27 protein-coding genes are annotated in these 24940 nt (G+C 69.6%); 20 read left to right on the forward strand and 7 right to left on the reverse strand.

Going from position 1 to position 24940, the window contains the following annotated elements; all coding sequences use genetic code 11:
• The first annotated feature begins 189 nt into the window (after positions 1 to 189).
• From E3T33_RS14745 to E3T33_RS14770, 6 genes are read left to right on the forward strand one after another with little or no spacing between them, the layout of a single operon-like run.
• Positions 190 to 1797 carry a carboxyl transferase domain-containing protein gene (locus tag E3T33_RS14745; RefSeq protein WP_092323901.1) on the forward strand — a complete coding sequence of 536 codons (1608 nt, stop codon included), beginning with the start codon at positions 190 to 192 and terminating at the stop codon, positions 1795 to 1797.
• A gap of 8 nt (positions 1798 to 1805) precedes the next feature.
• Positions 1806 to 3845 (forward strand): biotin carboxylase N-terminal domain-containing protein, encoded by a 2040-nt coding sequence (locus tag E3T33_RS14750; RefSeq protein ID WP_092323902.1) that lies wholly within the window; start codon positions 1806 to 1808, stop codon positions 3843 to 3845.
• Between the two features lie 52 nt (positions 3846 to 3897).
• Entirely contained in the window at positions 3898 to 4683 is a 786-nt protein-coding gene (locus E3T33_RS14755; RefSeq protein WP_092323903.1) for a CoA transferase subunit A, read from the forward strand.
• Positions 4680 to 5330 (forward strand): CoA transferase subunit B, encoded by a 651-nt coding sequence (locus E3T33_RS14760; RefSeq protein WP_092323905.1) that lies wholly within the window; start codon positions 4680 to 4682, stop codon positions 5328 to 5330. Before E3T33_RS14755 ends, E3T33_RS14760 begins: the two co-directional genes overlap by 4 nt.
• Entirely contained in the window at positions 5327 to 5812 is a 486-nt protein-coding gene (locus E3T33_RS14765) for a MaoC family dehydratase (protein ID WP_092323906.1), read from the forward strand. The genes E3T33_RS14760 and E3T33_RS14765 overlap by 4 nt, the downstream gene beginning before the upstream one ends.
• On the forward strand, positions 5809 to 6618 hold the full coding sequence (locus E3T33_RS14770; RefSeq protein WP_092323908.1) for a CoA ester lyase: 810 nt from the start codon (positions 5809 to 5811) through the stop codon (positions 6616 to 6618). Before E3T33_RS14765 ends, E3T33_RS14770 begins: the two co-directional genes overlap by 4 nt.
• Before the next feature lie 37 nt (positions 6619 to 6655).
• Here the strand turns inward: E3T33_RS14770 and E3T33_RS14775 are convergent, their stop codons facing one another.
• A complete protein-coding gene (locus tag E3T33_RS14775; RefSeq protein ID WP_092323909.1) occupies positions 6656 to 7171 on the reverse strand; it encodes a glutathione peroxidase in 516 nt (171 codons plus the stop codon).
• Between the two features lie 311 nt (positions 7172 to 7482).
• On the opposite strand from E3T33_RS14775, the gene E3T33_RS14780 reads away from it, so the two are divergent.
• The gene (locus E3T33_RS14780; protein ID WP_241976988.1) at positions 7483 to 8463 is read left to right on the forward strand and encodes an aldo/keto reductase; all 981 of its coding nucleotides are present in this window, start codon (positions 7483 to 7485) and stop codon (positions 8461 to 8463) included.
• Here the strand turns inward: E3T33_RS14780 and E3T33_RS14785 are convergent.
• Entirely contained in the window at positions 8444 to 8983 is a 540-nt protein-coding gene (locus E3T33_RS14785) for a TetR/AcrR family transcriptional regulator (protein WP_134575691.1), read from the reverse strand. The genes E3T33_RS14780 and E3T33_RS14785 overlap by 20 nt on opposite strands.
• 203 nt (positions 8984 to 9186) lie before the next feature.
• Between E3T33_RS14785 and E3T33_RS14790 the strand changes: the two genes are divergently transcribed.
• Together E3T33_RS14790 and E3T33_RS14795 are read left to right on the forward strand one after the other, a co-directional pair.
• The gene (locus E3T33_RS14790) at positions 9187 to 10539 is read left to right on the forward strand and encodes a pitrilysin family protein (protein WP_092323914.1); all 1353 of its coding nucleotides are present in this window, start codon (positions 9187 to 9189) and stop codon (positions 10537 to 10539) included.
• 65 nt (positions 10540 to 10604) lie between these two features.
• Positions 10605 to 11207: a histidine phosphatase family protein gene (locus E3T33_RS14795; protein ID WP_092323915.1), complete on the forward strand. Its 603-nt coding sequence runs from the start codon at positions 10605 to 10607 to the stop codon at positions 11205 to 11207.
• Here E3T33_RS14795 and E3T33_RS14800 read toward each other — a convergent pair.
• Positions 11204 to 11707, reverse strand: coding sequence for a GNAT family N-acetyltransferase (locus tag E3T33_RS14800; RefSeq protein WP_092323917.1), 504 nt, complete (start codon positions 11705 to 11707; stop codon positions 11204 to 11206). The genes E3T33_RS14795 and E3T33_RS14800 overlap by 4 nt on opposite strands.
• Positions 11708 to 11757: 50 nt before the next feature.
• On the opposite strand from E3T33_RS14800, the gene dapB reads away from it, so the two are divergent.
• Complete coding sequence (gene dapB / locus E3T33_RS14805) at positions 11758 to 12555, forward strand: 4-hydroxy-tetrahydrodipicolinate reductase (protein WP_092323918.1); 798 nt, start codon at positions 11758 to 11760, stop codon at positions 12553 to 12555.
• The gene (locus tag E3T33_RS14810; RefSeq protein WP_092323920.1) at positions 12552 to 12992 is read left to right on the forward strand and encodes a hypothetical protein; all 441 of its coding nucleotides are present in this window, start codon (positions 12552 to 12554) and stop codon (positions 12990 to 12992) included. The genes dapB and E3T33_RS14810 overlap by 4 nt, the downstream gene beginning before the upstream one ends.
• 106 nt (positions 12993 to 13098) lie before the next feature.
• On the opposite strand, the gene E3T33_RS14815 is transcribed toward E3T33_RS14810, so the two are convergent.
• The 4 genes from E3T33_RS14815 to E3T33_RS14830 all read right to left on the reverse strand — a co-directional run bounded on the left by E3T33_RS14815 (position 13099) and on the right by E3T33_RS14830 (position 15417).
• Positions 13099 to 13986, reverse strand: coding sequence for a TIGR01777 family oxidoreductase (locus E3T33_RS14815; protein WP_092323921.1), 888 nt, complete (start codon positions 13984 to 13986; stop codon positions 13099 to 13101).
• A 17-nt stretch (positions 13987 to 14003) separates the two neighbouring features.
• A complete protein-coding gene (locus E3T33_RS14820) occupies positions 14004 to 14429 on the reverse strand; it encodes an OsmC family peroxiredoxin (RefSeq protein ID WP_092323923.1) in 426 nt (141 codons plus the stop codon).
• A gap of 78 nt (positions 14430 to 14507) precedes the next feature.
• Positions 14508 to 14990 (reverse strand): DUF4395 domain-containing protein, encoded by a 483-nt coding sequence (locus E3T33_RS14825; protein ID WP_134474181.1) that lies wholly within the window; start codon positions 14988 to 14990, stop codon positions 14508 to 14510.
• A complete protein-coding gene (locus E3T33_RS14830; protein WP_134474180.1) occupies positions 14971 to 15417 on the reverse strand; it encodes a thioredoxin family protein in 447 nt (148 codons plus the stop codon). The genes E3T33_RS14825 and E3T33_RS14830 overlap by 20 nt, the downstream gene beginning before the upstream one ends.
• A gap of 114 nt (positions 15418 to 15531) precedes the next feature.
• On the opposite strand from E3T33_RS14830, the gene thyX reads away from it, so the two are divergent.
• The 9 genes from thyX to E3T33_RS14875 all read left to right on the forward strand — a co-directional run bounded on the left by thyX (position 15532) and on the right by E3T33_RS14875 (position 24708).
• Positions 15532 to 16269 (forward strand): FAD-dependent thymidylate synthase, encoded by a 738-nt coding sequence (gene thyX, locus E3T33_RS14835; RefSeq protein ID WP_174775333.1) that lies wholly within the window; start codon positions 15532 to 15534, stop codon positions 16267 to 16269.
• Positions 16270 to 16382: 113 nt separating this feature from the next.
• Positions 16383 to 17360, forward strand: a complete 978-nt coding sequence (gene dapA / locus E3T33_RS14840; protein WP_092323927.1) for a 4-hydroxy-tetrahydrodipicolinate synthase — start codon at positions 16383 to 16385, stop codon at positions 17358 to 17360.
• Between the two features lie 23 nt (positions 17361 to 17383).
• Complete coding sequence (locus E3T33_RS14845) at positions 17384 to 19060, forward strand: ribonuclease J (RefSeq protein ID WP_092323929.1); 1677 nt, start codon at positions 17384 to 17386, stop codon at positions 19058 to 19060.
• Positions 19061 to 19228: 168 nt separating this feature from the next.
• Positions 19229 to 22087: a DNA translocase FtsK gene (locus E3T33_RS14850; RefSeq protein ID WP_092323930.1), complete on the forward strand. Its 2859-nt coding sequence runs from the start codon at positions 19229 to 19231 to the stop codon at positions 22085 to 22087.
• Between the two features lie 4 nt (positions 22088 to 22091).
• Complete coding sequence (gene pgsA / locus E3T33_RS14855) at positions 22092 to 22691, forward strand: CDP-diacylglycerol--glycerol-3-phosphate 3-phosphatidyltransferase (protein ID WP_092323932.1); 600 nt, start codon at positions 22092 to 22094, stop codon at positions 22689 to 22691.
• Complete coding sequence (locus E3T33_RS14860) at positions 22684 to 23235, forward strand: nicotinamide-nucleotide amidohydrolase family protein (RefSeq protein WP_092323933.1); 552 nt, start codon at positions 22684 to 22686, stop codon at positions 23233 to 23235. The genes pgsA and E3T33_RS14860 overlap by 8 nt, the downstream gene beginning before the upstream one ends.
• A gap of 184 nt (positions 23236 to 23419) precedes the next feature.
• Positions 23420 to 23728 (forward strand): helix-turn-helix transcriptional regulator, encoded by a 309-nt coding sequence (locus E3T33_RS14865; RefSeq protein WP_092323935.1) that lies wholly within the window; start codon positions 23420 to 23422, stop codon positions 23726 to 23728.
• Between the two features lie 22 nt (positions 23729 to 23750).
• Entirely contained in the window at positions 23751 to 23975 is a 225-nt protein-coding gene (locus E3T33_RS14870; protein WP_092323936.1) for a DUF3046 domain-containing protein, read from the forward strand.
• A gap of 16 nt (positions 23976 to 23991) precedes the next feature.
• Positions 23992 to 24708: a DedA family protein gene (locus E3T33_RS14875; protein ID WP_241982975.1), complete on the forward strand. Its 717-nt coding sequence runs from the start codon at positions 23992 to 23994 to the stop codon at positions 24706 to 24708.
• Positions 24709 to 24940 lie beyond the last annotated feature (232 nt).

A 24940-nucleotide genomic window follows, 5' to 3' on the forward strand; every position in this document is an offset into this window, starting at 1 on the left:
CGCCGGTCGGCCTTGGCCAGGCTGCGGGGCGTTGGCGCGGCGGCCGGCGCCGGCCGGGGGGCCGGCGCGGCGGCTCTCATGTCGACCATTGAGCTTCCCGTCTGGACATCTCGGCGACGACCGGCTAGCCTGAATTTCGGTTAGTGATCATTAACTGTACTTGATGCACGCAGCAACGGGAAGACGTCAATGGAGACACTCGAGAGTCGGATCGACTCCAGCAGCCCGACCTTCACGGAGAACGACGCCGCCCAACGCGCCCTCGTCGCAGACCTGCAGCAGCGCCTCGCGCTCGCGGCCCTCGGCGGCCCGGAGAAATCCCGGCAGCGCCACATCGGTCGCGGCAAACTCCTGCCGCGCGAACGCATCGACGCGCTGCTCGACGAAGGCAGTCCCTTCCTCGAAATCGCTCCGCTCGCGGCCAACGGCATGTACCACGACGCCTGCCCGGGCGCCGGCATCATCGCCGGCGTCGGGCTCGTCCACGGCCGCCAGGTTCTCGTCATCTCCAACGACGCCACCGTCAAGGGCGGCACCTACTACCCGATGACGGTCAAGAAGCACCTCCGCGCGCAGGAGATCGCCTTCGAGAACCGCCTCCCGTGCGTCTACCTGGTCGACTCGGGCGGAGCGTTCCTGCCGATGCAGGACGACGTCTTCCCCGACAAGGAGCACTTCGGCCGGATCTTCTACAACCAGGCCCGGATGTCCGCGGCGAAGATCCCGCAGATCGCCTCGGTCATGGGGTCCTGCACCGCCGGCGGCGCCTACGTGCCGGCGATGAGCGACGAGACCGTGATCGTTCGTAACCAGGGCACGATCTTCCTCGGTGGCCCGCCGCTGGTTAAGGCCGCGATCGGCGAGATCGTCACCGCAGAGGAGCTGGGCGGCGGCGACCTGCACGCCCGCACCTCCGGAGTCACCGACCACCTCGCCGAGAACGACCAGCACGCCCTGCAGATCGTGCGCGACATCGTGTCCACCCTGCCCCGGCCTGCCCAGCCGGCCTGGGACATCCTCCCGACGGTCGAACCCGTCGCCGACGAAACCGAACTCTACGGCGCCGTCCCCACCGACGTGCAGGGCCAGTACGACGTGCACGAGGTCATCTCGCGCATCGTCGACGGCAGCGAGTTCCACGAGTTCAAGAAGGAATACGGCACGACGCTGATCACCGGCTTCGCCCGCCTGCACGGGCACCCGATCGGCATCATCGCCAACAACGGCGTGCTGTTCGCCGAGTCGGCGATGAAGGGCGCGCACTTCATCGAGCTCTGCGACCAGCGCGGCATCCCGATGGTCTTCCTGCAAAACCTGGCCGGATTCATGGTCGGCAAGGACTACGAGGCCGGCGGAATCGCCAAGCACGGCGCCAAGATGGTCACCGCCGTGGCGACCGCCCGCGTGCCCAAGCTCACCGTCGTCATCGGCGGATCCTTCGGCGCCGGCAACTACTCGATGTGCGGGCGCGCCTACTCGCCGCGCTTCCTCTGGATGTGGCCGGCCAGCCGCATCTCCGTGATGGGCGGCGCGCAGGCCTCCTCCGTGCTCGCCACCGTGAAACGGGAGCAGTACGAGGGCCGGGGCGAGGAATGGTCGGCCGAGGACGAGGCCGCCTTCAAAGCCCCGATCAAGGAACAGTACGAGCACCAGGGCAGCCCCTACTACTCGACCGCCCGCCTCTGGGACGACGGCGTGATCGACCCGCTGGACACCAGGACCGTGCTCGGCCTGGCCCTCGACGTCTGCGCCGCCACCCCGCTACCCGAGACCGCCTTCGGCCTCTTCCGGATGTGAGAGAGACCATGACCATGTTCCACACCGTCCTCGTCGCCAACCGCGGCGAAATCGCCTGCCGCATCATCCGCACGCTGCGGGAGCTCGGCATCCGCTCGGTCGCCGTCTACAGCGACGCCGACCGCGGTGCCCTGCACGTCTCGCTCGCGGATGTCGCGGTGCGGATCGGCCCCGCGAAGCCCCAGCTGAGCTACCTCAGCATCGAGGCCATCCTCGACGCCGCCGCCCGCACCGGCGCCCAGGCGATCCACCCCGGCTACGGCTTCCTCTCCGAAAACCAGGCCTTCGCCCGGGCCTGCTCCGACGCCGGCGTCGTCTTCATCGGGCCCAGCGTGCACGCGCTGAACATGATGGGCGACAAGATCCGCTCGAAGAACCACGTGGCGGAGTCCGGTGTGCCGGTCGTCCCCGGGGTGTCCCTGCCCGGCCAGAGCGACGAGCAGCTCATCGCCGCCTCTGAGGGCGTCGGCTACCCGATGCTGATCAAGCCGTCCGCCGGCGGCGGCGGCAAGGGCATGCACCTCGTCGAGCGAGCGGGCGACCTCGCCGGCGCGCTCGTGACCGCCCGCCGCGTCGCATCCAGCGCGTTCGGCGACGACACCCTGCTGATCGAACGGTTCGTCAGCGCACCCCGGCACATCGAGGTGCAGGTGCTCGCGGACAACCACGGCAACGTCATCCACCTCGGCGAACGCGAGTGCTCCCTGCAGCGCCGCCACCAGAAGGTCATCGAAGAGGCCCCGTCGCCCCTGCTCGACGCGGACACCCGCGCCCGGATCGGCGAGGCCGCCTGCGCCGCCGCCCGCAGCGTCGGCTACACCGGCGCCGGGACCGTCGAGTTCCTGGTCTCGGATGCCGCGCCCGACGAGTTCTTCTTCATGGAGATGAACACCCGGCTCCAGGTGGAACACCCGGTCACCGAGATGGTCACCGGGCTCGACCTCGTCGAGTGGCAGGTGCGCGTGGCGGCGGGGGAGACCCTGCCGCTGGCCCAGCAGGACGTCGTGCTCACCGGGCACGCGGTCGAGGCCCGCGTCTACGCCGAGAACCCCGAGCGCGGCTTCCTGCCGACCACCGGCACGGTGCTGCGGCTCGAGGAGGCGTGCGGCGAAGGCATCCGCGTCGACAGCGCCCTCACCCCGGGGCTGGCGATCTCCTCCGACTACGATCCGATGCTCGCCAAGGTCATCGCCTGGGCGCCCACCCGCGCCGAGGCGCTGTCCCGCCTCGACCGCGCCCTCGCCGACACGGTCGTGCTCGGCGTGCGCACCAACATCGAATACCTCCGGCTCCTGGTGCAGGATGAGGACGTCCGCGCCGGGCACCTCGACACCGGCCTGATCGAGCGCAAGCTCCCGGGCCTCGGCTTCCGCGCGGCCGACGACCACGTCTACGCCGCAGCGGCGCTGTTCCTGCACGCGCAGGCCTGGTCGGGGGAGAACCCGGTCTGGTCCCGCCCGAGCGGCTGGCGGATGGGCCCGCACCGCCAGGCCCGGTACAACCTGGCCGTGAGCGCGACCGAGTCGGTCGACGTGCGGGTCGAGGGTGGCCCGGATGCGGCATCCGTCGCCGTCGGCGCCGGCGAGCCCGCGCCGGCGAGCCTGGCCGAGGTGGCCGGCCGCCCCGGCGCCTTCAGCATCGAGCTCGACGGGGTGAGCCGCGTGCTCGACCTGGTCCGGGACGGCCGGCGGCTGTGGATCGGCAGCGACGGGTTCTCGGTCGACCTGCGCCGCCGCTCCCGCGCCGAGCAGCTGGCCGAGCAACTCGCCGGCCGCGACCGCGTCGAGGGCGCGGCCAGCCCCGACGTGCGCTCGCCCATGCCCGGGACCGTCATCGCCGTGCACGCCGCCTCGGGCGACCTCGTCGAGATCGGCCAGACCATCCTCACGGTCGAGGCCATGAAGATGGAACACAAGCTCACCGCGGCAACGGCCGGCGTCGTCAGCGTCACCTTCAAGCCAGGCGACCTGGTCAAGCTCGACCAGATTGTCGCCACCATCGCAGCGATCGCCACGATGGCCGAGCCCGACGACGCACCGATGGTGTGACGGACGAGCCGACCTGGCCCTATCGTGAGTGCATGCAGAACGGGAGATCGAAATGATTGACAAAGTTGTGGCGAGTGCGGCGGAGGCCGTCGCCGACGTTCCGGATGGGGCATCCCTCGCCGTCGGCGGCTTCGGGCTGTGCGGCATCCCCGAGAACCTGATCGAGGCCCTGCACGCGCAGGGCACGACCGACCTCGAGACGATCAGCAACAACTGCGGCGTCGACGGCTGGGGACTCGGGCGGCTGCTCGAAGACCACCGCATCCGCCGCACGATCAGCTCCTACGTGGGCGAGAACAAGGAATTCGCACGCCAGTTCCTCTCCGGCGAGCTCGAGGTCGAGCTGACCCCCCAGGGCACGCTCGCCGAGAAGCTGCGCGCCGGCGGCGCCGGAATCCCCGCCTTCTTCACCCCGGCCGGCGTCGGCACCCAGGTCAGCGAAGGCGGGCTGCCGCAGCGCTACAACACGGACGGCACGGTCGCGAAGGCGTCCGAGCCCAAGGAGGTGCGCAGCTTCGACGGCGCCGACTACGTGATGGAGCACTCGGTCACCCCCGACTTCGCCCTCGTGCACGCAGCGAAGGGCGACCGCTACGGCAACCTCGTCTTCCACGCGGCCGCCGCGAACTTCAACCCGCTCGCCGCCATGGCCGGGCGGATCACGATCGCCCAGGTCGAGGAGCTCGTCGAGCCCGGCGAGCTGGACCCCGAGCACATCCACACGCCGGGCATCTTCGTGCAGCGTGTCGTCGTCGTCGGAGCGATCGAAAAGCGGATCGAGAAGCGCACCATCACCGGCGCCCCCATCACCCCAGCCACCAAGGAGTTCGGCGCATGAGCCTCACCCGCGAGGAGCTCGCGGCGCGCGTCGCCCTGGAGCTCGAAAACGGCCAGTACGTCAACCTCGGCATCGGCATGCCCACGCTGATTCCGAACTACATTCCGGATGACATCGAGGTCGTCCTGCACGCCGAGAACGGCATCCTCGGTGTCGGGCCGTACCCCACCGACGACAACGTCGACCCGGACCTGATCAACGCGGGCAAGGAAACCGTCACGGTCAACCAGGGCGCGGCGTTCTTCGACTCCGCGGCATCCTTCGGCATGGTCCGCGGCGGACACGTCGACGTGGCGGTGCTCGGGGCGATGGAGGTCGCCGCGAACGGCGACCTGGCCAACTGGATGGTCCCCGGCAAGATGGTCAAGGGCATGGGCGGGGCGATGGACCTCGTCTTCGGGGCCAAGCGCCTGATCGTCATGATGGAGCACACCGACCGCGCCGGCAACCCGAAGATCCTCGAACGCTGCTCGCTGCCGCTGACCGGCCGGGGTTGCGTCGACCGCATCATCACCGACCTCGCCGTGATCGACGTCACCCCCGACGGCCTCGTGCTGCGCGAGCTCGCGCCCGGCGTCACGGTGGAGCAGGTCATCGCGGCGACCGGCGCCGAGCTGCTGGTCGAGGAACACGAGGTCAGCGTATGACCGGCGACCGCACCGTGATCGAGCAGCGCGGGCTGTACTTCGAGGAGTTCGACCTGGCCGCGCGCTACCTGCACCGCCCCGGCCGCACGGTCACCGAGGCCGACAACGTGCTGTTCACGACCATGACGATGAACACGCAGTCGCTGCACCTCGACGCGGCCTGGTCGGCCACCCAGCCGTTCGGCCAGCGGCTGATGAACTCGATGTTCACGCTGTCCACCCTGGTCGGCAGTTCCGTCGCGCAGCTCACCCAGGGCACGATCGTGGCGAACCTGGGCTTCGCCGAGGTGAAGTTCCCGCATCCGCTTTATCATGGCGACACCATGTACTCCGAGACGATCGTGACCGACAAACGGCTCTCCGGCTCCCGGCCGGGCCAGGGCATCCTGACGCTCGAACACACGGCCCGCAACCAGCACGGCGACGTCGTGGCGACCGCGATCCGCACCGTCATGGTCTGGTGCAAGGACTCGGCGCCGTGAGCTTCGACCTGGGCCCGGCCCTCCTCTTCTGCCCGGCCGACCGGCCGGAGCGCTACGCGAAGGCGGCCGCACGGGCCGACGCGGTCATCATCGATCTCGAGGATGCCGTCAGCCCCGACGCCCGCGCCGACGCGCGGGTGTCACTGATCGCGAACCCGCTGGATCCCGCGCGCACCGTCGTGCGGGTCAACGCGGTCGGCACCGAGGACTTCGAACTCGACCTGGCTGCGCTGGAACAGACGCTGTACCGCACGGTCATGCTGCCCAAGGCGGTCAGCGCCGCACAGCTGGAGGCGCTGCCCGCGTACGACGTGATCGCCCTCTGCGAAACGGCCGCGGGCATCCTCGCCGCGCCTGAGATCGCCGCGGTGCCCAATGTGGTCGCGTTGATGTGGGGGGCCGAAGACCTCATTGCCTCGCTCGGCGGAAGCTCGAGCCGCTTCGCCGACGGCAGCTACCGCGCCGTCGCCCGCCACGCCAGGTCCTCCGTGCTCCTGGCCGCCGGCGCGCACGACAAGGCCGCCATCGACAGCGTGTTCCTGGCCATCGCCGACATCACCGGCCTCGCCGCCGAGGCCGAAGACGCCGTGGCCAGCGGGTTCCGGGCAACGGCCTGCATCCACCCCGGCCAGGTCGCCGTCATCCGGGACGCCTACCGGCCGACCGCCGCGGAGATCGCCTACGCCTGGGCGATCCTCGAGGCCTCGGCCACGGAAGGCGGCGTCTTCCAGTACCAGGGACGGATGATCGACGGCCCGCTGCTGCGCCACGCCGAGGCGGTCCTCCGCCGAGCCGAAGCCCCCTGACCCCTCGCCACATCCCGCGAAACCGCAGTTGTGCGCGTTATTCCGGCGTCTTGGCGCGCACAACTGCGGTTTCGCGGGAGATGGCCCGCACGATTTGCTCGGATTCGGGTTCCACCGTCGACGCGAAGCGGTCGACGACCTGGCCGGCGGAGTTGACCAGGAACTTCTCGAAGTTCCACTTGATCAGTCCCGGCAGCGGGCCGCTCTTGAAGGTCGTCAGTTCCGCGTAGAGCGGATGCTGGTGCTTGCCCCGCACATCCACCTTCTCGGTCAGCGGGAAGCTCACGCCGAAGTTCAGTTCGCAGAACGACGCGATATCGGCCTCGTCGCCCGGCTCCTGGCCCATGAACTGGTTGCAGGGCAGGCCGAGCACCACGAAGCCCTCGTCCTTGTACCTGCGGTACAGCGCCTCCAGGCCCGCGTACTGAGGGGTGAAGCCGCACTTCGAGGCGACGTTGACGACGAGCACCGTCTTGCCCCTGAACCGGTCGAACGTCGTCTCCGTGCCGTCGATGAGGGTGAGCGGGATCTCGTAAAGCGTCGATGCTGTCATCCGCCGAGGATAGCCCGGCGCGCTTCGAGGAAGCTGAAGCGGCTCGCGGGCAGGGGCGCCGCGTGAGCGCACCGCTTGGATAACGGTTCCCGCAAGCCCCTCGGAAAGACCGGGAACGGGGATTATTCTCGGGGCACAGCAGCAGGCAACGGGAAGGGAGAGCCATGCCTCGGTTCCCAGCGCCCCGGTCAGCGACCCATGCCTCGCACAGGTCGCTCAGTCCCCGGCCCCCACAGGGGTCACGCCCGCGGCAGCCCCTCTCCGCCGGCCCGCCGCCCATTTCGGCGCCGGTCCCGGTGCAGTCGGCGCCCGTGTCCGGAGCGGTCCCGGCGCCCCAGGGCGCCGCGGCCAGGCATCCGATCGCGGACACGGACCTGCTGGTGCACCCGCTCGCCCTCGGCTGCAGCGTCTTCGGCTGGACAATCGACGGGAGTGCCGCCATGCGCGTCCTCGACCGGCACCGCGACCTGGGCGGCAACTTCCTCGACACGGCCGACAGTTACGCGGCAGGACGCAGCGAGGTGATCATCGGCTCGTGGCTGCGCAGCCGCGGGGCTCGAGGCGACACGGTGATCGCGACCAAGATCGGCCGGAACCGGGACCACCCCGGCCTGAGCGCCGAGAGCATCACCGGCGCCGTGCAGGCTTCCCTGGAACGGCTGGGCACCGACTACATCGACCTGCTCTACTTCCACCTGGACGATCCGGAGGTTCCCCTCGAGGAGAGCCTCGGCGCCATCGACGTCCTCATCCGCCGCGGCCAGGTGCGCTACCTGGCCGCCTCGAACTTCACCGCCGAACGGCTGATGGAGGCGAGGGTGCTTTCCGCCAACGGCCTGCCCCGGTTCGTGGCCCTGGAAACGCACTACAACCTTGTGCACCGCGAGCCCTTCGAATCGTCCCTCGCCCTGGTGACCCATGCGCAGGGGATGACGGTGCTGCCGTACTTCGCGCTGGCTCATGGCTTCCTGGCCGGCCGGTATCGCACCAGGGCCGAGGCCGCCGGAACGGCCAGGGCCGAACGCGCCGCCGGTTACCTGAACCGCCACGCGCTGCGGACGCTCGCCGTGGTCGACCGGATCGCGGATGAACACGGCGTGGAACCGGCGACGATTGCCCTCGCCTGGCTGCTGGCCCGGGACGGAACCTTCGTGCCCGTCGCCGGCGCCAGCCTGCCGGAGCAAGTGGACGCGCTCGTGGCGGCCGCGGGCATCCGGCTCGGCCGAGGCGAGATGGTCGAACTCGACCGGGCGTCGGCCGCCCCCGGCCCGGCTACGGGATCTCGGCGATAACGCGCTGGATCGCGCGCTGCAGCGCGGCATGCGCGGCGATGGGGTCGCCCAGGTTGGCGCCGGCGTAGGCCCCGTCACGGGCGAGGAAGAAGTCGTCGGCGGCGTCGCCGGGGTGGGAGTGCCCCATGCCGCGGAACAGGCCCTCGATCGTCGTGCCGTACCACTCGCGGTGAGCGGCAACGGCCTCGCGCACCGGATGCCGCGGGTCGGCGAACTGGGCCGCCGCGTTGATGAACGGGCAGCCGTGAAACCCGGGGCGCATGACCTCGTCGGCGATCTCGTCCACGATGCCGCGCAGCCGCTGCTCGGGGCTGTCGTAGCGCAGGGCGACGTCCGCCACGAAGTCGCGGGCCCGCGTGTCCCGCCCCTGGAGGTAGGCCACGATCAGGCTGTCCTTCGAACGGAAGTACTTGTAGAACGTGGCCTTGGTGACCTTCGCCTCACTGATGATGCGATCGACACCGACCGTGTGCACACCCTCGCTGTAGAACAGGCCGTCTGCGGTGGCGAGGATACGCACCTTCGCGTGCGTGGTCGGCCTCGCCGGTGTTGGTGCCGCCTCGNCGTGCTGCTCCTCCGCGTCGCGCGTGTCGCGCCGCGATTCAGGGCACGCCCGGCGTGCGCCGGTGGCTAAACGCTAGCACAAAACGGCTAGACAGACCAGTCTGTCGTGGCCGACCGGTGGGACGCCCGGCCGGGCGGTGTCGTAAGGTTGTCAGTGACATGAACGGTGCTGTTGAGTTCCCCCTGGACCTGGCCGAACTCTCTTTCCGGGCCGCCGGTGAGTCGCTGGTGCGCCGAAGCGTGCTACCCAGCGGCGTGCGCATCCTGAGCGAACACGTTCCGGGCAGCCGCAGCCTGACGATCGGCTACTGGGTCGCGGTCGGTTCACGCGACGAGCAGCCAGGTCACTTCGGTTCGACGCACTTCCTGGAGCACCTGCTTTTCAAGGGCACGCAGAAACGCACCGCACTCGACATCGCGGTCGCCTTCGACTCGGTCGGCGGCGAACACAACGCCATGACGGCCAAAGAATACACCTGCTACTACGCCAAGGTACAGGACCGCGACCTGTCGATGGCCGTCGAGGTGCTCACCGACATGATCACCTCCTCCCTGCTCGACCCGGTGGAGTTCGAGAACGAGCGCGGCGTCATCCTCGAAGAGCTGGCGATGGCCGACGACGACCCGGCGGATGTCGCGAACGAGCGATTCTTCGAGGCCGTCATGGGCGCCCACCCGCTCGGTCGCCCGATCGGCGGCACCCGCGAAACGATCCAGGCCGCCACCCGCGCCGCCGTCTGGGAGCACTACCGCGCCAACTACCGCCCGCAGGACCTCGTCGTCACGGTCGCCGGCGCGGTCGACCACGACGTGCTCGTGGCCGCCGTCACCCGTGCCCTGCTCCTCGCCGGCTGGGACCTGGGCGAATATGCGGCCCCGGTCGCCCGCCGCACCGGCCGGGCCGCGCTGATCAGCCAGGGCGACCCGGTCACGATCGTGCGGCGCCCGTTGGAGCAGGCGAACCTCCTCGTGGGTGTCCCGGGCCTGCTCGCGGCCGACGACCGCCGCGTCACGATGAGCGTGCTCAACTCGATCTTCGGCGGCGGCATGTCATCCCGCCTGTTCCAGGAGGTGCGCGAGAAGCGCGGCCTGGCCTACTCCGTCTACTCGTTCGCGCCCGGATACTCGGATGCCGGGCTGTTCGGCATGTACGCCGGCTGCACCCCGGCGAAGGCGGGGCAGGTGGTCGAGCTGATGCTCGGCGAGCTGAACCGGCTCGCCGAAGGCGGCGTCACCGCCGACGAGATGAAGCGGGCCTCCGGGCAGCTGTCCGGGGCATCCGCCCTCGCCCTCGAGGACTCGGACACCCGCATGTCCCGGCTCGGTCGCTCGGAAATCACCCTGGGGGAGTTTGTGGATCTCGACGAGGCGCTCCGACGCCTGGCGCTCGTGACGGCCGAGGACGTGCAGGAGCTCGCCGCCGAGCTGGTCGCCGGTCCCATCTCGGTCGCCGCCGTCGGCGCCCTCGATGACGACGCGTTCACAGCGGCCCTCACCGCCGCCAGGCACTAGCCGTAGCGCGCTCCGCCCGCAGCCGCGCTTCGCGCTTTCCGCAGCAAGACAACGAAAGAGACACCGTGCCCCACTACCTCTACCTGGTTCGCCACGGCGAACAGCAGGACGCCGAGCACGGCCTCCCGGACGGCCCGCTGTCGCCGCGCGGCAAGCGCCAGGCCCACCTGATCGCCGAACGACTCGGGGGAGTCCCGTTCACCGGCGCCTGGCACTCGCCGCTGCAGCGCGCGGCGGAGACGGCGGACATCATCGCCGAAAGGCTTCCCGCCCTCACCTCCGAGCCGTCCGCGCTGCTGATGGACTGCATCCCCACCGGAAAGACGCCGGAGATGCCCTCGGCCTTCGACCCGTTCTTCGGCGCGGTCTCCGAGGCCCAGATCGAGGCCGGCCGGGCCCAGATGGAAGACGCAGCGGCCGAATTCCTCCGCTCCAGGCGCGGTGAACGCCACGACCTCCTGATCACCCACAACTTCGTCATTGCCTGGTTCGTCCGCGAGGTGCTCGGTGCTCCCGACTGGCGCTGGATCAGCATCAACCAGGCCAACTGCGGGCTCACCGTGCTGCAGCAGAAGCCCGGGCGGCCCTGGACGCTGGTGACCCACAACGACCTCGGGCACCTGCCGGTCGAGCTCCGAACCGGGCTGCCGGACCAGCTTCTCTTTTAGGCCTCGGCCCGCTCCTGGCTGACCAGCGCCTTGCGGTACCAGTTCGTGGCGTTGGGGTTGTCGTTGTACGGCGCGATGTCCTCGTAACCCGCTTTCCGGTACAGGGCCCCGGCCGCCTCGAGGCTGGCGTTCGTGTCGAGCACGACCTCGCCGGCGCCGAACGCGCTCGCCCGGCTCTCCAGCTCGCCCAGCAGCACGCGCCCCCAGCCGAGGCCGCGCACGTGCGGCTGCAGCCACAGGTGCTTGATCTCGTACCGCACGGCGCCGGCCGGGGAGTCGGCGATGCGCCGCACCCCGCCGCAGCCGACGTAGCGGCCGGAATGTCCCTCCTCCACCAGCAAGAACACGCCCCGCGGCGGCAGGAACTCCTCCGCGACGGGCAGGGTGGTGCGGTAGCTGCCCTGAGCCGACGGGAACGACGACGCGCGGTCGCTGAAGTATTGGGTGAGCAGGGTGAGCGCCGGCGCATCCGTCACCGACACTTCTCTGAATTCAGGCATGCCCCTAGGCTACGTCGGGCCCGCAAGGTCGCGCTTGGTAGATTGGGAACATGACAACACGGGTGGCCGTTATCGGCGCAACGGGCAAGATGGGCCGCCTGGTTTCCTCGCTCATTGAAGACACCGACGGCTACGAACTCGTCGCCCGGCTGGACTCGAAGAGTGCGCTCTCCGAGATGCTCGGGGCGGATGTCGCCGTCGACCTGACAGCGCCGGGCGTCAGCCAGCGCGTGGTCGAGTTCGCCGTCGACCACGGCATCCGGGTGCTCGTCGGCACGTCCGGCTGGTCGCAGGAGCGGATCGACTCGCTCGCCTTCCGCCTCGCCGGCCTGGACGATGCGGGCGTCGTCATCATCCCCAACTTCTCCATCGGCTCCGTGCTCGGGTCGGCATTCGCCGCCCAGGCCGCCCGCTTCTTCGACTCGATCGAGATCGTCGAGGCGCACCAGGCCGGCAAGGTCGACTCGCCGTCGGGCACGGCGGTGCGCACGGCCGAGCTGATCGGGCGGGCGCGGGCCGGCCTCGGCCCGGTCTCGGCCCCGCACACCGACCAGCGCGCCCGCGGCCAGCAGGTCTCCAGTGTGCCCGTGCACAGCCTGCGGCTGGACGGCCTCCTCGCCCGCCAGGACGTGTTCCTCGGCGGACCGGGCGAGACGCTGACCATCAGCCACAACACGCTCTCGGCCGAGGCCTACGAGCGCGGCATCCTGCTGGCCCTCGCGGCCACCCGCACGGCCCGCGGGGTGACCGTCGGCCTGGACCGGATCGTCGACCTCGGCCTGGGCGAGGCCGGCGCCGGCTCGCCGCGCGCCGCCGGCTCCGCCGCCACGTCCGGGGCAGCGGAATGAGGGGTCGCCTGGCCGCCGCGCTGATGGCCCTGCTGCTCCTGGTCTACCTGGTCCTCGTGGGCTGGCAGGCCGTGAAGTTTATGCTGACCGGCGAGCCGATCGGTATCGTGATCGGCGGGGCGCTGATCATCCTGCCCATCGTCGGGGTCTGGGCGCTCGCCCGCGAGCTGCAGTTCGGGCTGGGCTCGGAGCGGCTGCTGCGGCGCCTGGACGCCGAGGGCGAACTGCCCGTCGACGAGCTTCCGTCCCGGCCCAGTGGGCGGCCCTACCGGGACGCGGCCGACGCCGATTTCCCCCGCTTCCGCGAAGCGGCGGAGGCCGACCCGGAAAACTGGCGCGCCTGGTTCCGGCTCGGGCTCGCCTACGACGCCTCGGGGGACCGGCGCCGCGCGCGTGGCGCCATCCGCACCGCCATCGCTCTCGAACGCCGCGCGTAACCCGCCTTCCCCGCCTCCGCGAAACCGCAGTTGTGCGCGCTAAAACGCGTTCATAACGCGCACGACTGCGGTTTCGCGGGGGGAAGACGGGGGAAGACGGGGGAAGTCAGGCGCGGAGCATGTGGTCGACGGCCTCGGCGGCGGTGCGGTGGGTGAAGACGAAGCCGTCGGCCTGCAGTTTCGCGGAGCTCACCTGCTGGTCGGCCAGGAGCAGCTGCCGGGCGGCATCCTGCAGCGCGAGGGTGAGCACGAACTCCGGAACGGGGATGAAAAAGGGGCGGTGCAGGGCCCTCGCCACCGCCCTGATCACGTCGTTCGCCGTCGCCGGGGTGGGCCCGACCAGGTTGACCGGGCCGCTCAGAGTCGAGGTGAGCAGGTGCACGATGGCCGCGGCCTCGTCATGCAGGCTGATCCACGACCAGTGCTGGGTGCCGCGGCCGAGCGGTCCGCCCAGCCCGAGCCGGACGATCGGCAGCAGCGGCTTGAGGGCGCCGCCGCGCTCGAGCACGAGCCCGGTGCGGAAGGTCACGACCCGGGTCTGCTCGGGCGCGCGCAGGGCTTCGCGTTCCCAGGCGGAGACGACGCCGGCGAGGAAATCCTGTGCCGGCGGGGATTCCTCGGTGAGCGTTTCGCCCGGCCGGTTGCCGTAGATGCCGATCGCCGAGGCGTTCAGCAGCACCGCGGGCGGCGTTGCGCTCTGCCGCATCGCATCGGTGAGGGCACGCGTCGCCCGCACGCGGGAACGCAGGATCTCCCGTCGGTACGCCGGGGTCCACGGAAGGCGGGCCAGGGAGGCGCCGGACAGGTTGACGACCGCGTCGACGCCGTCGAGCACGCCGGCCGCGAGGCCCGCCCCCGCCGGGTCCCAGCGGATTTCGCCGCTCGTGCGCGGTTCGCTCCGCACCAGGCGGAGCACTGTGTGGCCGGCCTCCTCGAGTTGGCGGGAGAGCTCGGTGCCGATCAGGCCGGATGCCCCGGCGATCAGGACTCGCATGGCGCCGCAGCCCCGGCTCAGGCCAGTTCCGCCTCGATCGTGATCGGGATGCCGGTCAGTGCCTTGGAAATCGGGCAGTTCTGCTTGGCGTCCTCGGCGAAGGCCTCGAAGGCTTCCTCGGTCATGCCCGGGATCCGGGCGCTCACGAGCAGGTGGCTGCCGACGACTCCGGTTCCAGGCTGGAAGGTGACCGCCGCGGTGGTCTGGATGCTCTCCGGCGTGTGGCCGGCGGCAGCGAGCGCGTTCGCCAGCGCCATCGAGAAGCAGGCGGAGTGGGCCGCGCCGAGCAGTTCCTCCGGGTTGGTCGTGTTGGGCGTGCCCTCTGCGCGCGCCGCCCAGGTGACGGGAAATTCCGCGGCGTGCGACGAGTCGAGAGTGGTGGTGCCGCGACCCGACATCAGGTCGCCGGTCCACACTGTTGTTGCTTCGCTGGTCAGAGCCATGGTGATACCTCCTGGAAGTGGAACCCCAGCCTAACCGCCGCGCGACCTCGGAACCTGATTGCCGCCCAGCGGGCCGCTCTATGCTGCGCCGCCGACCCTCCCGGAGCGGCCCAGCACGCCGGCGCGCACGAGCAGCAGGTAGAGCTGGCAGCCGAGGCAGTAGTCGAACGCGGCGTTGAGGAAGGCCGCGACGAAGGCGGCAGCCGCGGCGGCCGCGAGGCCGCCGGAAAGGCCGACCAGGCCCAGGATGACGCCGATCAGGCTGACGACCAGGCCCACGCCCTGCGCGAAGGTCGGCGGAGCCGGGTCTTCCAGCTCGGCCGGCGCGGCCAGCCTCGGCCGCACGTACCGTTTGAACAGCAGCCCGAACGGATGCCGCCCGGCACCGGCGAATGCGCCCCAGGCGAACAGCGCCGCCAGCACGGTGAGCAGCAGAAGCGCTGCAACGGATGCCCCGGTCAGGGCGAGGAAGACCACGGCCAGGAGCAGCGCGGCGGTGATCCCGGCGACGAACCGTGGGCCGCGCGGGTCGATCCGGGGCCTAGCGGGCGAGGCTGACATTGTTGCTCCCGGTGAGGTCGTCGAGGTGTCGGGCGATGCCGGAGCGGTGCGGAACCCCGCCGATTCGGGCCCGAACCCGGCCGGCGCCGTCAAGGATGAGCGTGGTCGGCGTCTGCATGACCCGGTACCGGTTGGCGAGGTCCGCGCGGTGGGTGAGGTCGACATCGAGGTGAGCGACGCCGGGGCGGGAGCCCGCGACTCCGGCCAGCAGTCGGCTCGTGCCGGGGCAGCGCGCGCACAGCTCGGTGGAGAACTGGAGCAGGGTGGCGTTCCGGCCGAACGGGACGTCGCTGGCAACATCCGTCGGCGTGATGACCACCCCGGAGACCGTCGCGATTCGCCCCTGCCGGGCACGCCAGACCAGGCCCAGCGCGGTCGCGGCCGCGACGAGCGCCAGGATGACGGTGAGCGCGGTGAGAGGATTCATGCTCGCAACGTTACGCGGGCAAACTCCGGATCCCGGTCTGTGACAACAGGTTACGCGGGACCGGGCGGCGAGCCACGGCTCGGCGGGCACGCGGCACCGGGTATCGTTTACGCCGTGCCTGAGATTGAGTTTCGCTCCGATGTGACCGTTGAACTGGTTCGCGCCAGCGCCCACGACTCCGACGTGCTGTTCGCAGCCCGGGTGTCGACCCAGGGCGAGCAAACCCTCGAGGAGAGCCGCCTGGAGGGCTCGGAATCCGAGGCCGACCTGAAGCGCGACCGTGGGTTGATCAATTACCTGATGCGCGACCGCCACGGTTCGCCGTTCGAGCACAACTCGATGACCTTCTACGTGCAGGCGCCGATCTTCGTGTTCCGCGAGTTCATGCGCCACCGCATCGCCTCCTACAACGAAGAATCGGGCCGCTACCGCGAGCTGAACCCGGTCTTCTACGTTCCCGCCCCCGAGCGCAACCTGCTCCAGGTCGGCAAGCCGGGAGCCTACGACTTCCTGCCCGGCTCGGCCGAGCAGACCGCCCTGGTCGAGCAGCAGACCCGCGACGTGTCCGTGCACGCCTACGGCGCCTACCAGCGGATGCTGGAGGCCGGCGTCGCCCGCGAAGTCGCGCGGATCATCCTGCCGCTGAACATCTACTCGTCGATGTACGTCACCATGAACGCCCGCTCGCTGATGAACTTCCTCAGCCTGCGCACGAAGCGCGAAGGGACGCACTTCCCGTCGTTCCCGCAGCGCGAGATCGAAATGTGCGCGGAGAAGATGGAGGATTTCTTCGCCGAACTCATGCCGCTCACCTACGACGCGTTCAACACGAACGGCCGAGTCGCCCCCTGACCCCTGACCCCGGGGCCGGGGGCCCGGTGTCGCGGCCCGTGTCGCGACCTGTGTTGCGACCCCGTGTTACGACCGGGCTGCAGGCAAACCCGCCGAGCCGCTAGCCTGTAATCGTGACTACGCCATCGAATCCATTCGGCCAGGTGCTCGTCGCCCTGGTGACTCCCTTCACTGCCGACGGGGAGGTCGACTGGCCCGGCGTCGCCCAGCACATCGACGATGTGATCCGGGCGGGAGCGGACGGCATCGTCGTCACCGGCACCACCGGCGAGACCTCCACCCTGACCGACCCGGAGAAGATCCGCCTGGTCGAGGTCGGCAAGGATGTCTCCGCCGGCCGGGCGAAAATCATCACCGGCGGCGGTTCCAACGAGACCGCCCATGCCATGCAGCTCGCCAAGCAGAGCGAGAAGGCGGGCGCCGACGGCAACATGATCGTCACCCCGTACTACAACAAGCCCACCCAGGCCGGCGTGCTCACCCACTTCCGCATGATCGCGGATGCCACCGACCTCCCGGTCATCCTCTATGACATCCCGGGCCGCACCGGCATCCCGATCGAGTACGCGACCATCCTCCGCGCCGCCAAGCACCCGAACATCCTCGCCGTGAAGGACGCCAAGGGCGACCTCGCCCAGGTCAGCCGGGTGCTCAACCAGACCGACCTGTTGTACTTCTCCGGCGACGACCCCAACGTGCTGCCGCACCTGGCCATCGGCGCCACCGGGCTGATCGGCGTCACCGCGAATATCGCGGCCACCCCCTACCGGCAGATGGTCGACGCGGTCAACGCCGGCGACCTGAAGACGGCCACCGCCGCCCACAAGCAACTCGAACCGCTGGTGCGGGCGTGCATGACCCACGTGCCGGGCACCGTCGCGGTGAAGTACATCCTGCACGGCCTCGGCCGGATCGGCAGCCCGCGCGTGCGCCTGCCCCTCGTCGGGCCGGAAGAGTGGGAAGCCGCCCAGATCGAAGACGAAATCGACCTGGTCACCGGCATCCCGGGCGTGGACTTCTCCAACTTCCGGCCCGACCGCAACGCCGCGGCCGGAGGGGCGCTGCCCAGGATCGCCGGCACGACCCGCTAAACGAAAGAGCCCCGGGAGGGCATATGCCAGGCGACGTATACGAACCGGCCGCACTCGAGCCCGGGACCCTCCGGATCATCCCGATCGGAGGCCTGGGCGAAATCGGCCGGAACATGACCTCCTTCGAGATCAACGGCAAGATCCTGATCGTGGACTGCGGCGTGCTGTTCCCCGAGGAGCACCAGCCGGGCGTCGACCTGATCCTGCCGGACTTCGGCCCCATCCGAGACCGCCTGGGCGACATCCTCGGCGTCGTGCTCACGCACGGCCATGAGGACCACATCGGTGCCGTCCCGTACCTGCTCAAACTCCGCCAGGACATCCCCCTGATCGGCTCCGGGCTCACCCTCGCGTTCATCGAGGCCAAGCTCAAGGAGCACCGGATCACCCCGTACACGCTGCAGGTGGCCGAGGGGCAGACCGAGCGGCTCGGCCCGTTCAGCCTGGAGTTCGTCGCCGTCAACCACTCGATTCCCGACGCCCTCGCCGTGGCGATCAAGACCGAGGGCGGCACGGTGCTGCACACGGGCGACTTCAAGATGGACCAGCTGCCCCTGGACGGCCGGCTCACCGACCTGCGCGAATTCGCGCGCCTCGGCACCGAGGGCGTCGACCTGTTCCTGGTCGACTCGACCAACGCGGATGTCCCCGGCTTCACCCCGTCCGAGCGCCTGATCGGGCCCGTGCTGGAGGACGTGATCGCCCGGGCGCCGCGCCGGGTCATCGTCGCCAGCTTCTCCAGCCACGTGCACCGGGTGCAGCAGGTCCTCGACGCCGCGCACGCCAACGGCCGCCGGGTGGCGTTGCTCGGCCGCTCGATGGTGCGCAACATGACCATCGCCGCCGACCTCGGCTACCTCAAAGTGCCGGAGGGGGTGCTGGTCGACTTCAAGAAGGCCGGCAACATCCCAGGCGACAAGATCGTCTACATGTCGACCGGCTCCCAGGGCGAGCCGATGGCGGTGCTCAGCCGGATGGTCAACCGGGACCACCAGATCGAGGTCGGCCACGGCGACACCGTCGTCCTGGCCTCCAGCCTCATCCCCGGCAACGAGAACGCGGTCTACCGGATCATCGACGGCCTGACCAGGCTCGGTGCGAACGTGGTGCACAAGGGCAACGCGAAGGTGCACGTCTCCGGGCACGCCGCCGCCGGGGAGCTGCTGTACTGCTACAACATCGTCAAGCCGAAGAACGTGCTGCCGGTGCACGGCGAATACCGTCACCTCGTCGCGAACGCCCGGCTGGCCATGGACAGCGGCGTGCCCGAGGCGAACACCATCCTCGCCGAGGACGGCACCGTGATCGACCTGCGGGACGGAATCGCCCGCACGGTCGGCCAGCTCGACATCGGCTACGTGTACGTGGACGGGTCGACGGTGGGCGAGATCACCGACGCCGACCTCAAGGATCGCCGCACGCTGGCCGAGGAGGGGTTCATCTCGATCATCATCGTCGTCGACGCCAACACCGGGAAGGTCATCGTCGGGCCGGAGATCCACGCGAAAGGGTTCGCCGAGGATGACGCCGTCTTCGACGCGGTCAAGCCGAAAATCGTGGCGGCCCTCGCCGAGGCCGCCCACAGCGGAGTGCGGGACCCGTACGCGCTGCAACAGGCCGTGCGCCGGGTCGTCGGCCGCTGGGTGAACGTGTCGTTCCGCCGCCGCCCGATGATCGTGCCCCTCGTCATCGAGGCCTGACCCGCGCCCCTCCCGCCCGCCTCCCGGGTTGACTTGCGGAAAAAGTACCTTCGTCGAGCCCGGGAAGGTACTTTGTCCGCAATTCAGCGGGCGATGGATGGGCAGCAAGCCGTGACGGGTGGGCGTGGGCTGCCGAACAACGGCCGGGGCGGCGGTACCGTAGATTCCATGGCTACGAGCACTAAGTCGACCGGTCGCGCGCGCACCACGCCCGCACGCGGCACCCCGGCGCGGAAGCCCGTCGCCAGGACGGCGACCCAGAAGACCGTGAAGTTCGAACCGAAGCCGGCCCTGCCCGTGCGCATCTGGATGGCGCTCGCCCACGTGACCGGCGGCGCCGCCCGCGCCCTCGGCCCCGAGCAGCTGTCCAAAGAGGAGCGCCGCGACGGACTGCCGTTCTTCCTCGTGCTGCTCTCGATCGTCGGTGCCGTGATCGAGTGGTTCCTGATCAACAGCCCCGTCGCCAGGACCCTCGACGCCTGGACCTTCGGCGGGCTGTTCGGGCGGGTCGCCTTCGCGCTGCCCGTGATCATGCTGCTGTTCGCAATCTGGCTGTTCCGCAAGCCCAGTTCGATCCACGACAACGGCCGCGTCGGCATCGGCCTGTCCGTCCTGCTGGTCTCGGTGTCCGGGCTCTCCCACATCTTTGGCGGGATGCCGGCACCCAGCGAGGGCATGGAGCGGCTCGCCCTGGCCGGAGGCGTGATCGGCTGGATGATCGCGGCCCCACTCACCTTTCTCACCACCTCGATCGGCGCGACGATCATCGTCATCCTGCTGCTCATCCTCAGCCTCTTCATCATCACCAGGACGCCGCCGAACAAGCTGCCGGAACGGCTGCGCGAACTGTACGCCTGGCTCTTCGGCGCGCAGCTGCCGGACGCAGAGGAACGCCAGGCCACCCGGGACGCCAAGGCCGGGAAGACCGCGCAGGTCGAACTCGACGGTGTCGACGGCGACAACACCGGCGGCGACAACAGCGCGCTGCCCTGGTGGAGGCGCAACAACAGCAAGCGCGAGGAAGACCCCGACTTCGACGGGCCGATCAGCGTCGACGCGCGAGGCAAGGCCCGGGACGCCGACTCCGGCACCGTGGACCCGCTCAGGGACCTGCTCGGCGGCGACGGAACCGGGGGCTTCGCCACCGCCCTCGAGCCGGCGGAGACCCCGGCCGACCCGCGCAGCGACCACTACGGCACCGAGGTGCTCGAAGACCTGGTGCGGGCCGAGGACGCGGTCAAGCGCTTCACCGGCGAGGTCGAGCCGCACGCGTCCGCGATCGGCCTCCACGCCGACGACCCGACGGGCCTGACCGAGGTGCTGCCCGGCTTCGAGGAACTGGAGGCGGCCCTGGCCGCTCCGCCCGCCGAGGCGACCGCGCCCACCGCGCCGCAGCCGACCGTCCCCTACGTGCTGCCGTCGGCGATGACCCTGATCGCCGGGCCCCCGGCCAAGGCCAGGTCCGCCGCCAACGACGACATCGTCCGGTCGATCACCGAGGTGCTGCGCCAGTTCCAGGTAGACGCAAAGGTCACCGGGTTCTCCCGCGGCCCGACCGTGACGCAGTACGAGATCGAACTCGGCCCCGGCGTCAAGGTGGAACGGGTCACCGCCCTGAGCAAGAACCTCTCCTACGCCGTCGCCTCGAACGAGGTGCGCATCCTCTCGCCCATCCCGGGCAAGAGCGCCATCGGCATCGAAATCCCGAACACCGACCGCGAAATCGTCACCCTGGGCGATGTGCTGCGCTCGGCGACGGCCACGAACAGCACCCACCCGATGACCATCGGCGTCGGCAAGGACGTCGGCGGCGGCTTCGTCATCGCCAACCTCGCCAAGATGCCCCACCTCCTCGTCGCCGGCTCGACCGGCTCCGGCAAGTCCAGCTTCGTGAACTCGATGATCACCAGCCTGCTCATGCGCGCCAAGCCCAGCGAGGTGCGGATGGTGCTGATCGACCCGAAGCGGGTCGAGCTCGCCGCGTACGCCGGCGTCCCGCACCTGATCACGCCCATCATCACGAACGCGAAAAAGGCCGCCGAGGCCCTGCAGTGGGTCGTCAAAGAAATGGACATGCGCTACGACGACCTGGCCAGCTTCGGCTTCCGTCACATCGACGACTTCAACAAGGCCGTCGTGGGCAACGAGATCGTGCTGCCGGCGGGCAGCGCCCGCACGCTCAAGCCCTACCCGTACCTGCTCGTGGTCGTCGACGAGCTCGCCGACCTCATGATGGTGGCCCCGCGCGACGTCGAAGACTCGATCGTGCGGATCACCCAGCTCGCGCGCGCATCCGGAATCCACCTGGTGCTCGCCACCCAGCGCCCCAGCGTCGACGTCGTCACCGGCCTGATCAAGGCCAATGTGCCCTCGCGCCTCGCCTTTGCCGTGACCAGCGTCACCGACTCCCGCGTCATCCTCGACCAGCCCGGCGCCGACAAGCTCATCGGCCAGGGAGACGCCCTGTTCCTGCCGATGGGCGCCTCCAAGGCGATCCGGGTGCAGGGCGCCTGGGTCAACGAGGCCGAGATCGAGAAGGTCGTCAAGCACGTGACCCGCCAGGCGCGCCCCGACTACCGGCCGGATGTCGCCATGGAGGCCCCCCGCAAGGAGATCGACTCCGACATCGGCGACGACCTCGAGGTGCTGCTCGCGGCCGCCGAGCTCGTGGTGTCCACGCAGTTCGGGTCGACCTCGATGCTCCAGCGCAAGCTGCGCGTGGGCTTCGCCAAGGCCGGCCGCTTGATGGACCTGCTCGAGTCGCGGGAGATCGTCGGTCCCTCGGAGGGGTCGAAGGCGCGCGACGTGCTCGTCAGCGCCGAGCAGCTGCCGAGCGTGCTCGCCAAGCTGCGCGGATCGGACGCGGAGCACCACGCCGCGGAGCAGCGCGCGGCCGCGTACCCGCCGGCCAATGCCGCCCCGGATCCGCGCTACGCCGACGACCCGGTCGCGAAAATGACCGAAGACTATCCTGAAGAGGACGCCTCCTCCGACGAAGACGCCTGGCAACTGACCGACAGGGATTGAACCGATGGCAACGCCGAACACCGATCCTTCCGCCACGCCGAGCAATTGGAACCTGCCTAACGTGATCACGGTCATTCGCATCCTGATGGCCCCCGTGTTCTTCTGGATGCTCCTGGCCGACGCCGGCCAGCACGGCTCGCTGCGCTGGGCCGCTGCCGTGGTCTTCATCGTCGCGATCGCGACCGACGGCATCGATGGTGCCATCGCCCGTCGCCGCAACCTCGTCACCGACCTCGGCAAGCTGCTGGACCCGATCGCGGACAAGGTGCTCACCGGCGGGGCGCTCGTCTGCCTGTCCATCCTCGGAGAGCTGTGGTGGTGGGTCACGATCGTGATCCTGGTGCGCGAGATCGGCATCACCGTGTTCCGGTTCGTCATGCTCCGCGACCACGTCATCCCTGCCTCCCGCGGCGGGAAGCTCAAGACCGTCACGCAAGCCGTCGCGATTTCGCTCGCGCTGCTCCCGCTCTGGCTGGTCGTGGGCGAGTGGGTGTACTGGGTCAACTGGACCGCCATGGCGCTCGCCCTCATCCTCACCGTCGTGACCGGCGTCGACTACCTCGCGGCCGGCTGGCGCGAGCGCCGGAAGCGCCGCCATGCCTGACCTCCCGGCCGCCGGCCCCGCCTCCCCGCAGGCCCGGGATGCCGACAGCGCCGATGCCGCGGCCCTCCTGATTGCGGAGCTCACGGCCCGGCACCTCACCATCGCGGTGGCGGAGTCGCTCACCGGCGGCCTGCTGGTGGCCGAACTCGTTCGCATCCCCGGCGCATCCGTCGTCGTCAATGGGGGAGTGGTGGCCTACCAGACCGAACTCAAGCACCGCCTCCTCGCGGTGGACAGCAGCATCCTCAACGTGCACGGACCCGTGCACCCCGATGTGGCCATGCAGATGGCGATCGGTGTGCGCACGCACCTCGCCGTCGGCGGTGAGCGGGCCGACATCGGCGTTTCTACGACCGGGGTGGCCGGCCCGGATGCCACGGAGGGGCACGCGCCGGGCACGGTGTACATCGGCCTGTCGCAGGGCTCCGGGTCCTGGGTGATCCCGCTTCGTCTCGCCGGCGACCGCGACGCGGTTCGCGCGCAGGCCGTCGTGCGCGCCGTCCAGGCCGTGCGTGAACTACTCGGCCGGGACCCGTCGGAATAGTTCCGCGGAGGGCGTGGTTACAGTCACAAGATTCCCGAGGCCACGGCAGGACATTCACAAGGAAAGTCCAGTGACCGAGGGTACTCTGGGAGTGTCGGACGGTTGCGGTAACGTAGGCCATCCGCCACCACGAACCCGATCGTGATGGGCACAGTGAGCACAGTTGCATGAGAAGGAGGTTCCGATGATTCTTGTACGTCAGGAAATCGGCGATGTACTCAGGGACTTCCGCCTGCAAAAAGGTCGGACCCTTCGCCAGGTAGCCAGCAAGGCCAGCGTGGCCCTGGGGTATCTCAGCGAAGTCGAGCGTGGTCAGAAGGAAGCTTCTTCTGAGATTCTCGCTTCCGTAGCAGACGCGCTTGACACCCCGATCTCGGTCATCATGCGTGAAGTCGGCGATCGCCTCGCCGTGATCGAAGGCCTCGAACCGTTCCCGGACACCATCCCCGACGAATTCGTTTCGACCTTCGACTCCACCATCATGGCCCGCTAGAGCGACCGGCGCTGGGCGAGTTGTGCGACTGAGTGAGTTCCGCCAGGCCCTGAAAGACGAGTTCGGCGACGCCTACGGCCGGGTGCTCACCCGAGACCTGGTGCTGACCCCCCTGGGCGGTCGCACGGCCGACCAGGCCCTCGCCGGTGGCACGCCCGCCCGCGATGTCTGGCTCGCGCTCTGCGTCGAAACGGATGTGCCCAAGAGCCGCTGGTACGGCGCGGGGCTGCCCGCCCCGCACAAGTAGACCTCAGCGGGACGAGGTGCCGCCCTGGGCAGACGCGTTCACCGGGGTTGACGGCGCCATAGCGCCCTTCGGCGACCTCCCGGGGCTCGTCGGGATTGCGGTTCGCCTTGTTGAGCGACTGGGCGAGTGGGGAGTGGGCCTGTTCACCCTGGCCGAAACGGTCTTTCCGCCCATCCCGAGTGAGGTCGTTCTTCCCCTGGCGGGCTTCCTGGCCCAGCAGGGCGAGCTGAGCGGCGCCCTCCTGGTCGTCACGAGCACGCTGGGCGCTTATCTCGGCGCCCTGCTGCTGTACGGACTCGGGGCGCGCCTCGGGCTCGAGCGCTCCATTCGCTGGCTGGCGAAACTTCCCCTCGTTGATCGTGACGACTGGGACAGGGCTGCCCGCTGGTTCGGCCGGCACGGTCGATCGGCCGTCTTTTTTGGTCGTCTCGTGCCGGGGATCAGAAGCCTGGTCTCATTGCCGGCCGGCGCCGAAAGGATGAATCTCACCTCGTTCAGCATCTTCACGATCGCGGGAAGCGGAATCTGGAACACCCTCCTGATCCTCCTGGGCGCCGCCCTGGGCACGCAGTACGAGCTGGTGGCCCAGTACGCCCTGTACCTCAACTACGTGCTCTATGCGGCCATTGCCGGGGTCGTTGTCTGGCTTGTGCTGCGGCGGATGCGAGGACGGCGAGCGGCGAGTGCGCGCGCCGACGACGCGGCGGATGACCCTGGTTCACCGTCCGGGTGACCGAGTGCGGGCGTGACGCGCCACGCCGCGGGTCGCAGGTTCATCGAATACCTGTTCGGATATTGCTAGGCTCCTCAACAGCAGAAGTCGAAGACGGCTTATCCACTTCCGCCGCGACCACCGACCAATGTCGGGGGCCCGGCGTACAGTCGATTTCGTCAACGACAGACCGCACAAGCCTTGTCGACAGGGCGCAATCGGGGTCTTCCCGGTGAGCCGAACGACAGCCTAT

It is taken from the genome of Cryobacterium sp. TMT1-2-1, assembly GCF_004403955.1.
Taxonomy (GTDB): domain Bacteria; phylum Actinomycetota; class Actinomycetes; order Actinomycetales; family Microbacteriaceae; genus Cryobacterium; species Cryobacterium psychrotolerans.

Coding starts and splice junctions, on each gene's coding strand:
- E3T33_RS14745 (WP_092323901.1), top strand. CDS start 190: ATGGAGACACTCGAGAGTCGGATCGACTCCAGCAGCCCGACCTTCACG.
- E3T33_RS14750 (WP_092323902.1), top strand. CDS start 1,806: ATGACCATGTTCCACACCGTCCTCGTCGCCAACCGCGGCGAAATCGCC.
- E3T33_RS14755 (WP_092323903.1), top strand. CDS start 3,898: ATGATTGACAAAGTTGTGGCGAGTGCGGCGGAGGCCGTCGCCGACGTT.
- E3T33_RS14760 (WP_092323905.1), top strand. CDS start 4,680: ATGAGCCTCACCCGCGAGGAGCTCGCGGCGCGCGTCGCCCTGGAGCTC.
- E3T33_RS14765 (WP_092323906.1), top strand. CDS start 5,327: ATGACCGGCGACCGCACCGTGATCGAGCAGCGCGGGCTGTACTTCGAG.
- E3T33_RS14775 (WP_092323909.1), bottom strand. CDS start 7,171: ATGACAGCATCGACGCTTTACGAGATCCCGCTCACCCTCATCGACGGC.
- E3T33_RS14790 (WP_092323914.1), top strand. CDS start 9,187: ATGAACGGTGCTGTTGAGTTCCCCCTGGACCTGGCCGAACTCTCTTTC.
- E3T33_RS14800 (WP_092323917.1), bottom strand. CDS start 11,707: ATGCCTGAATTCAGAGAAGTGTCGGTGACGGATGCGCCGGCGCTCACC.
- dapB (WP_092323918.1), top strand. CDS start 11,758: ATGACAACACGGGTGGCCGTTATCGGCGCAACGGGCAAGATGGGCCGC.
- E3T33_RS14810 (WP_092323920.1), top strand. CDS start 12,552: ATGAGGGGTCGCCTGGCCGCCGCGCTGATGGCCCTGCTGCTCCTGGTC.
- E3T33_RS14815 (WP_092323921.1), bottom strand. CDS start 13,986: ATGCGAGTCCTGATCGCCGGGGCATCCGGCCTGATCGGCACCGAGCTC.
- E3T33_RS14820 (WP_092323923.1), bottom strand. CDS start 14,429: ATGGCTCTGACCAGCGAAGCAACAACAGTGTGGACCGGCGACCTGATG.
- E3T33_RS14825 (WP_134474181.1), bottom strand. CDS start 14,990: ATGTCAGCCTCGCCCGCTAGGCCCCGGATCGACCCGCGCGGCCCACGG.
- E3T33_RS14830 (WP_134474180.1), bottom strand. CDS start 15,417: ATGAATCCTCTCACCGCGCTCACCGTCATCCTGGCGCTCGTCGCGGCC.
- E3T33_RS14845 (WP_092323929.1), top strand. CDS start 17,384: ATGCCAGGCGACGTATACGAACCGGCCGCACTCGAGCCCGGGACCCTC.
- E3T33_RS14850 (WP_092323930.1), top strand. CDS start 19,229: ATGGCTACGAGCACTAAGTCGACCGGTCGCGCGCGCACCACGCCCGCA.
- pgsA (WP_092323932.1), top strand. CDS start 22,092: ATGGCAACGCCGAACACCGATCCTTCCGCCACGCCGAGCAATTGGAAC.
- E3T33_RS14860 (WP_092323933.1), top strand. CDS start 22,684: ATGCCTGACCTCCCGGCCGCCGGCCCCGCCTCCCCGCAGGCCCGGGAT.
- E3T33_RS14865 (WP_092323935.1), top strand. CDS start 23,420: ATGATTCTTGTACGTCAGGAAATCGGCGATGTACTCAGGGACTTCCGC.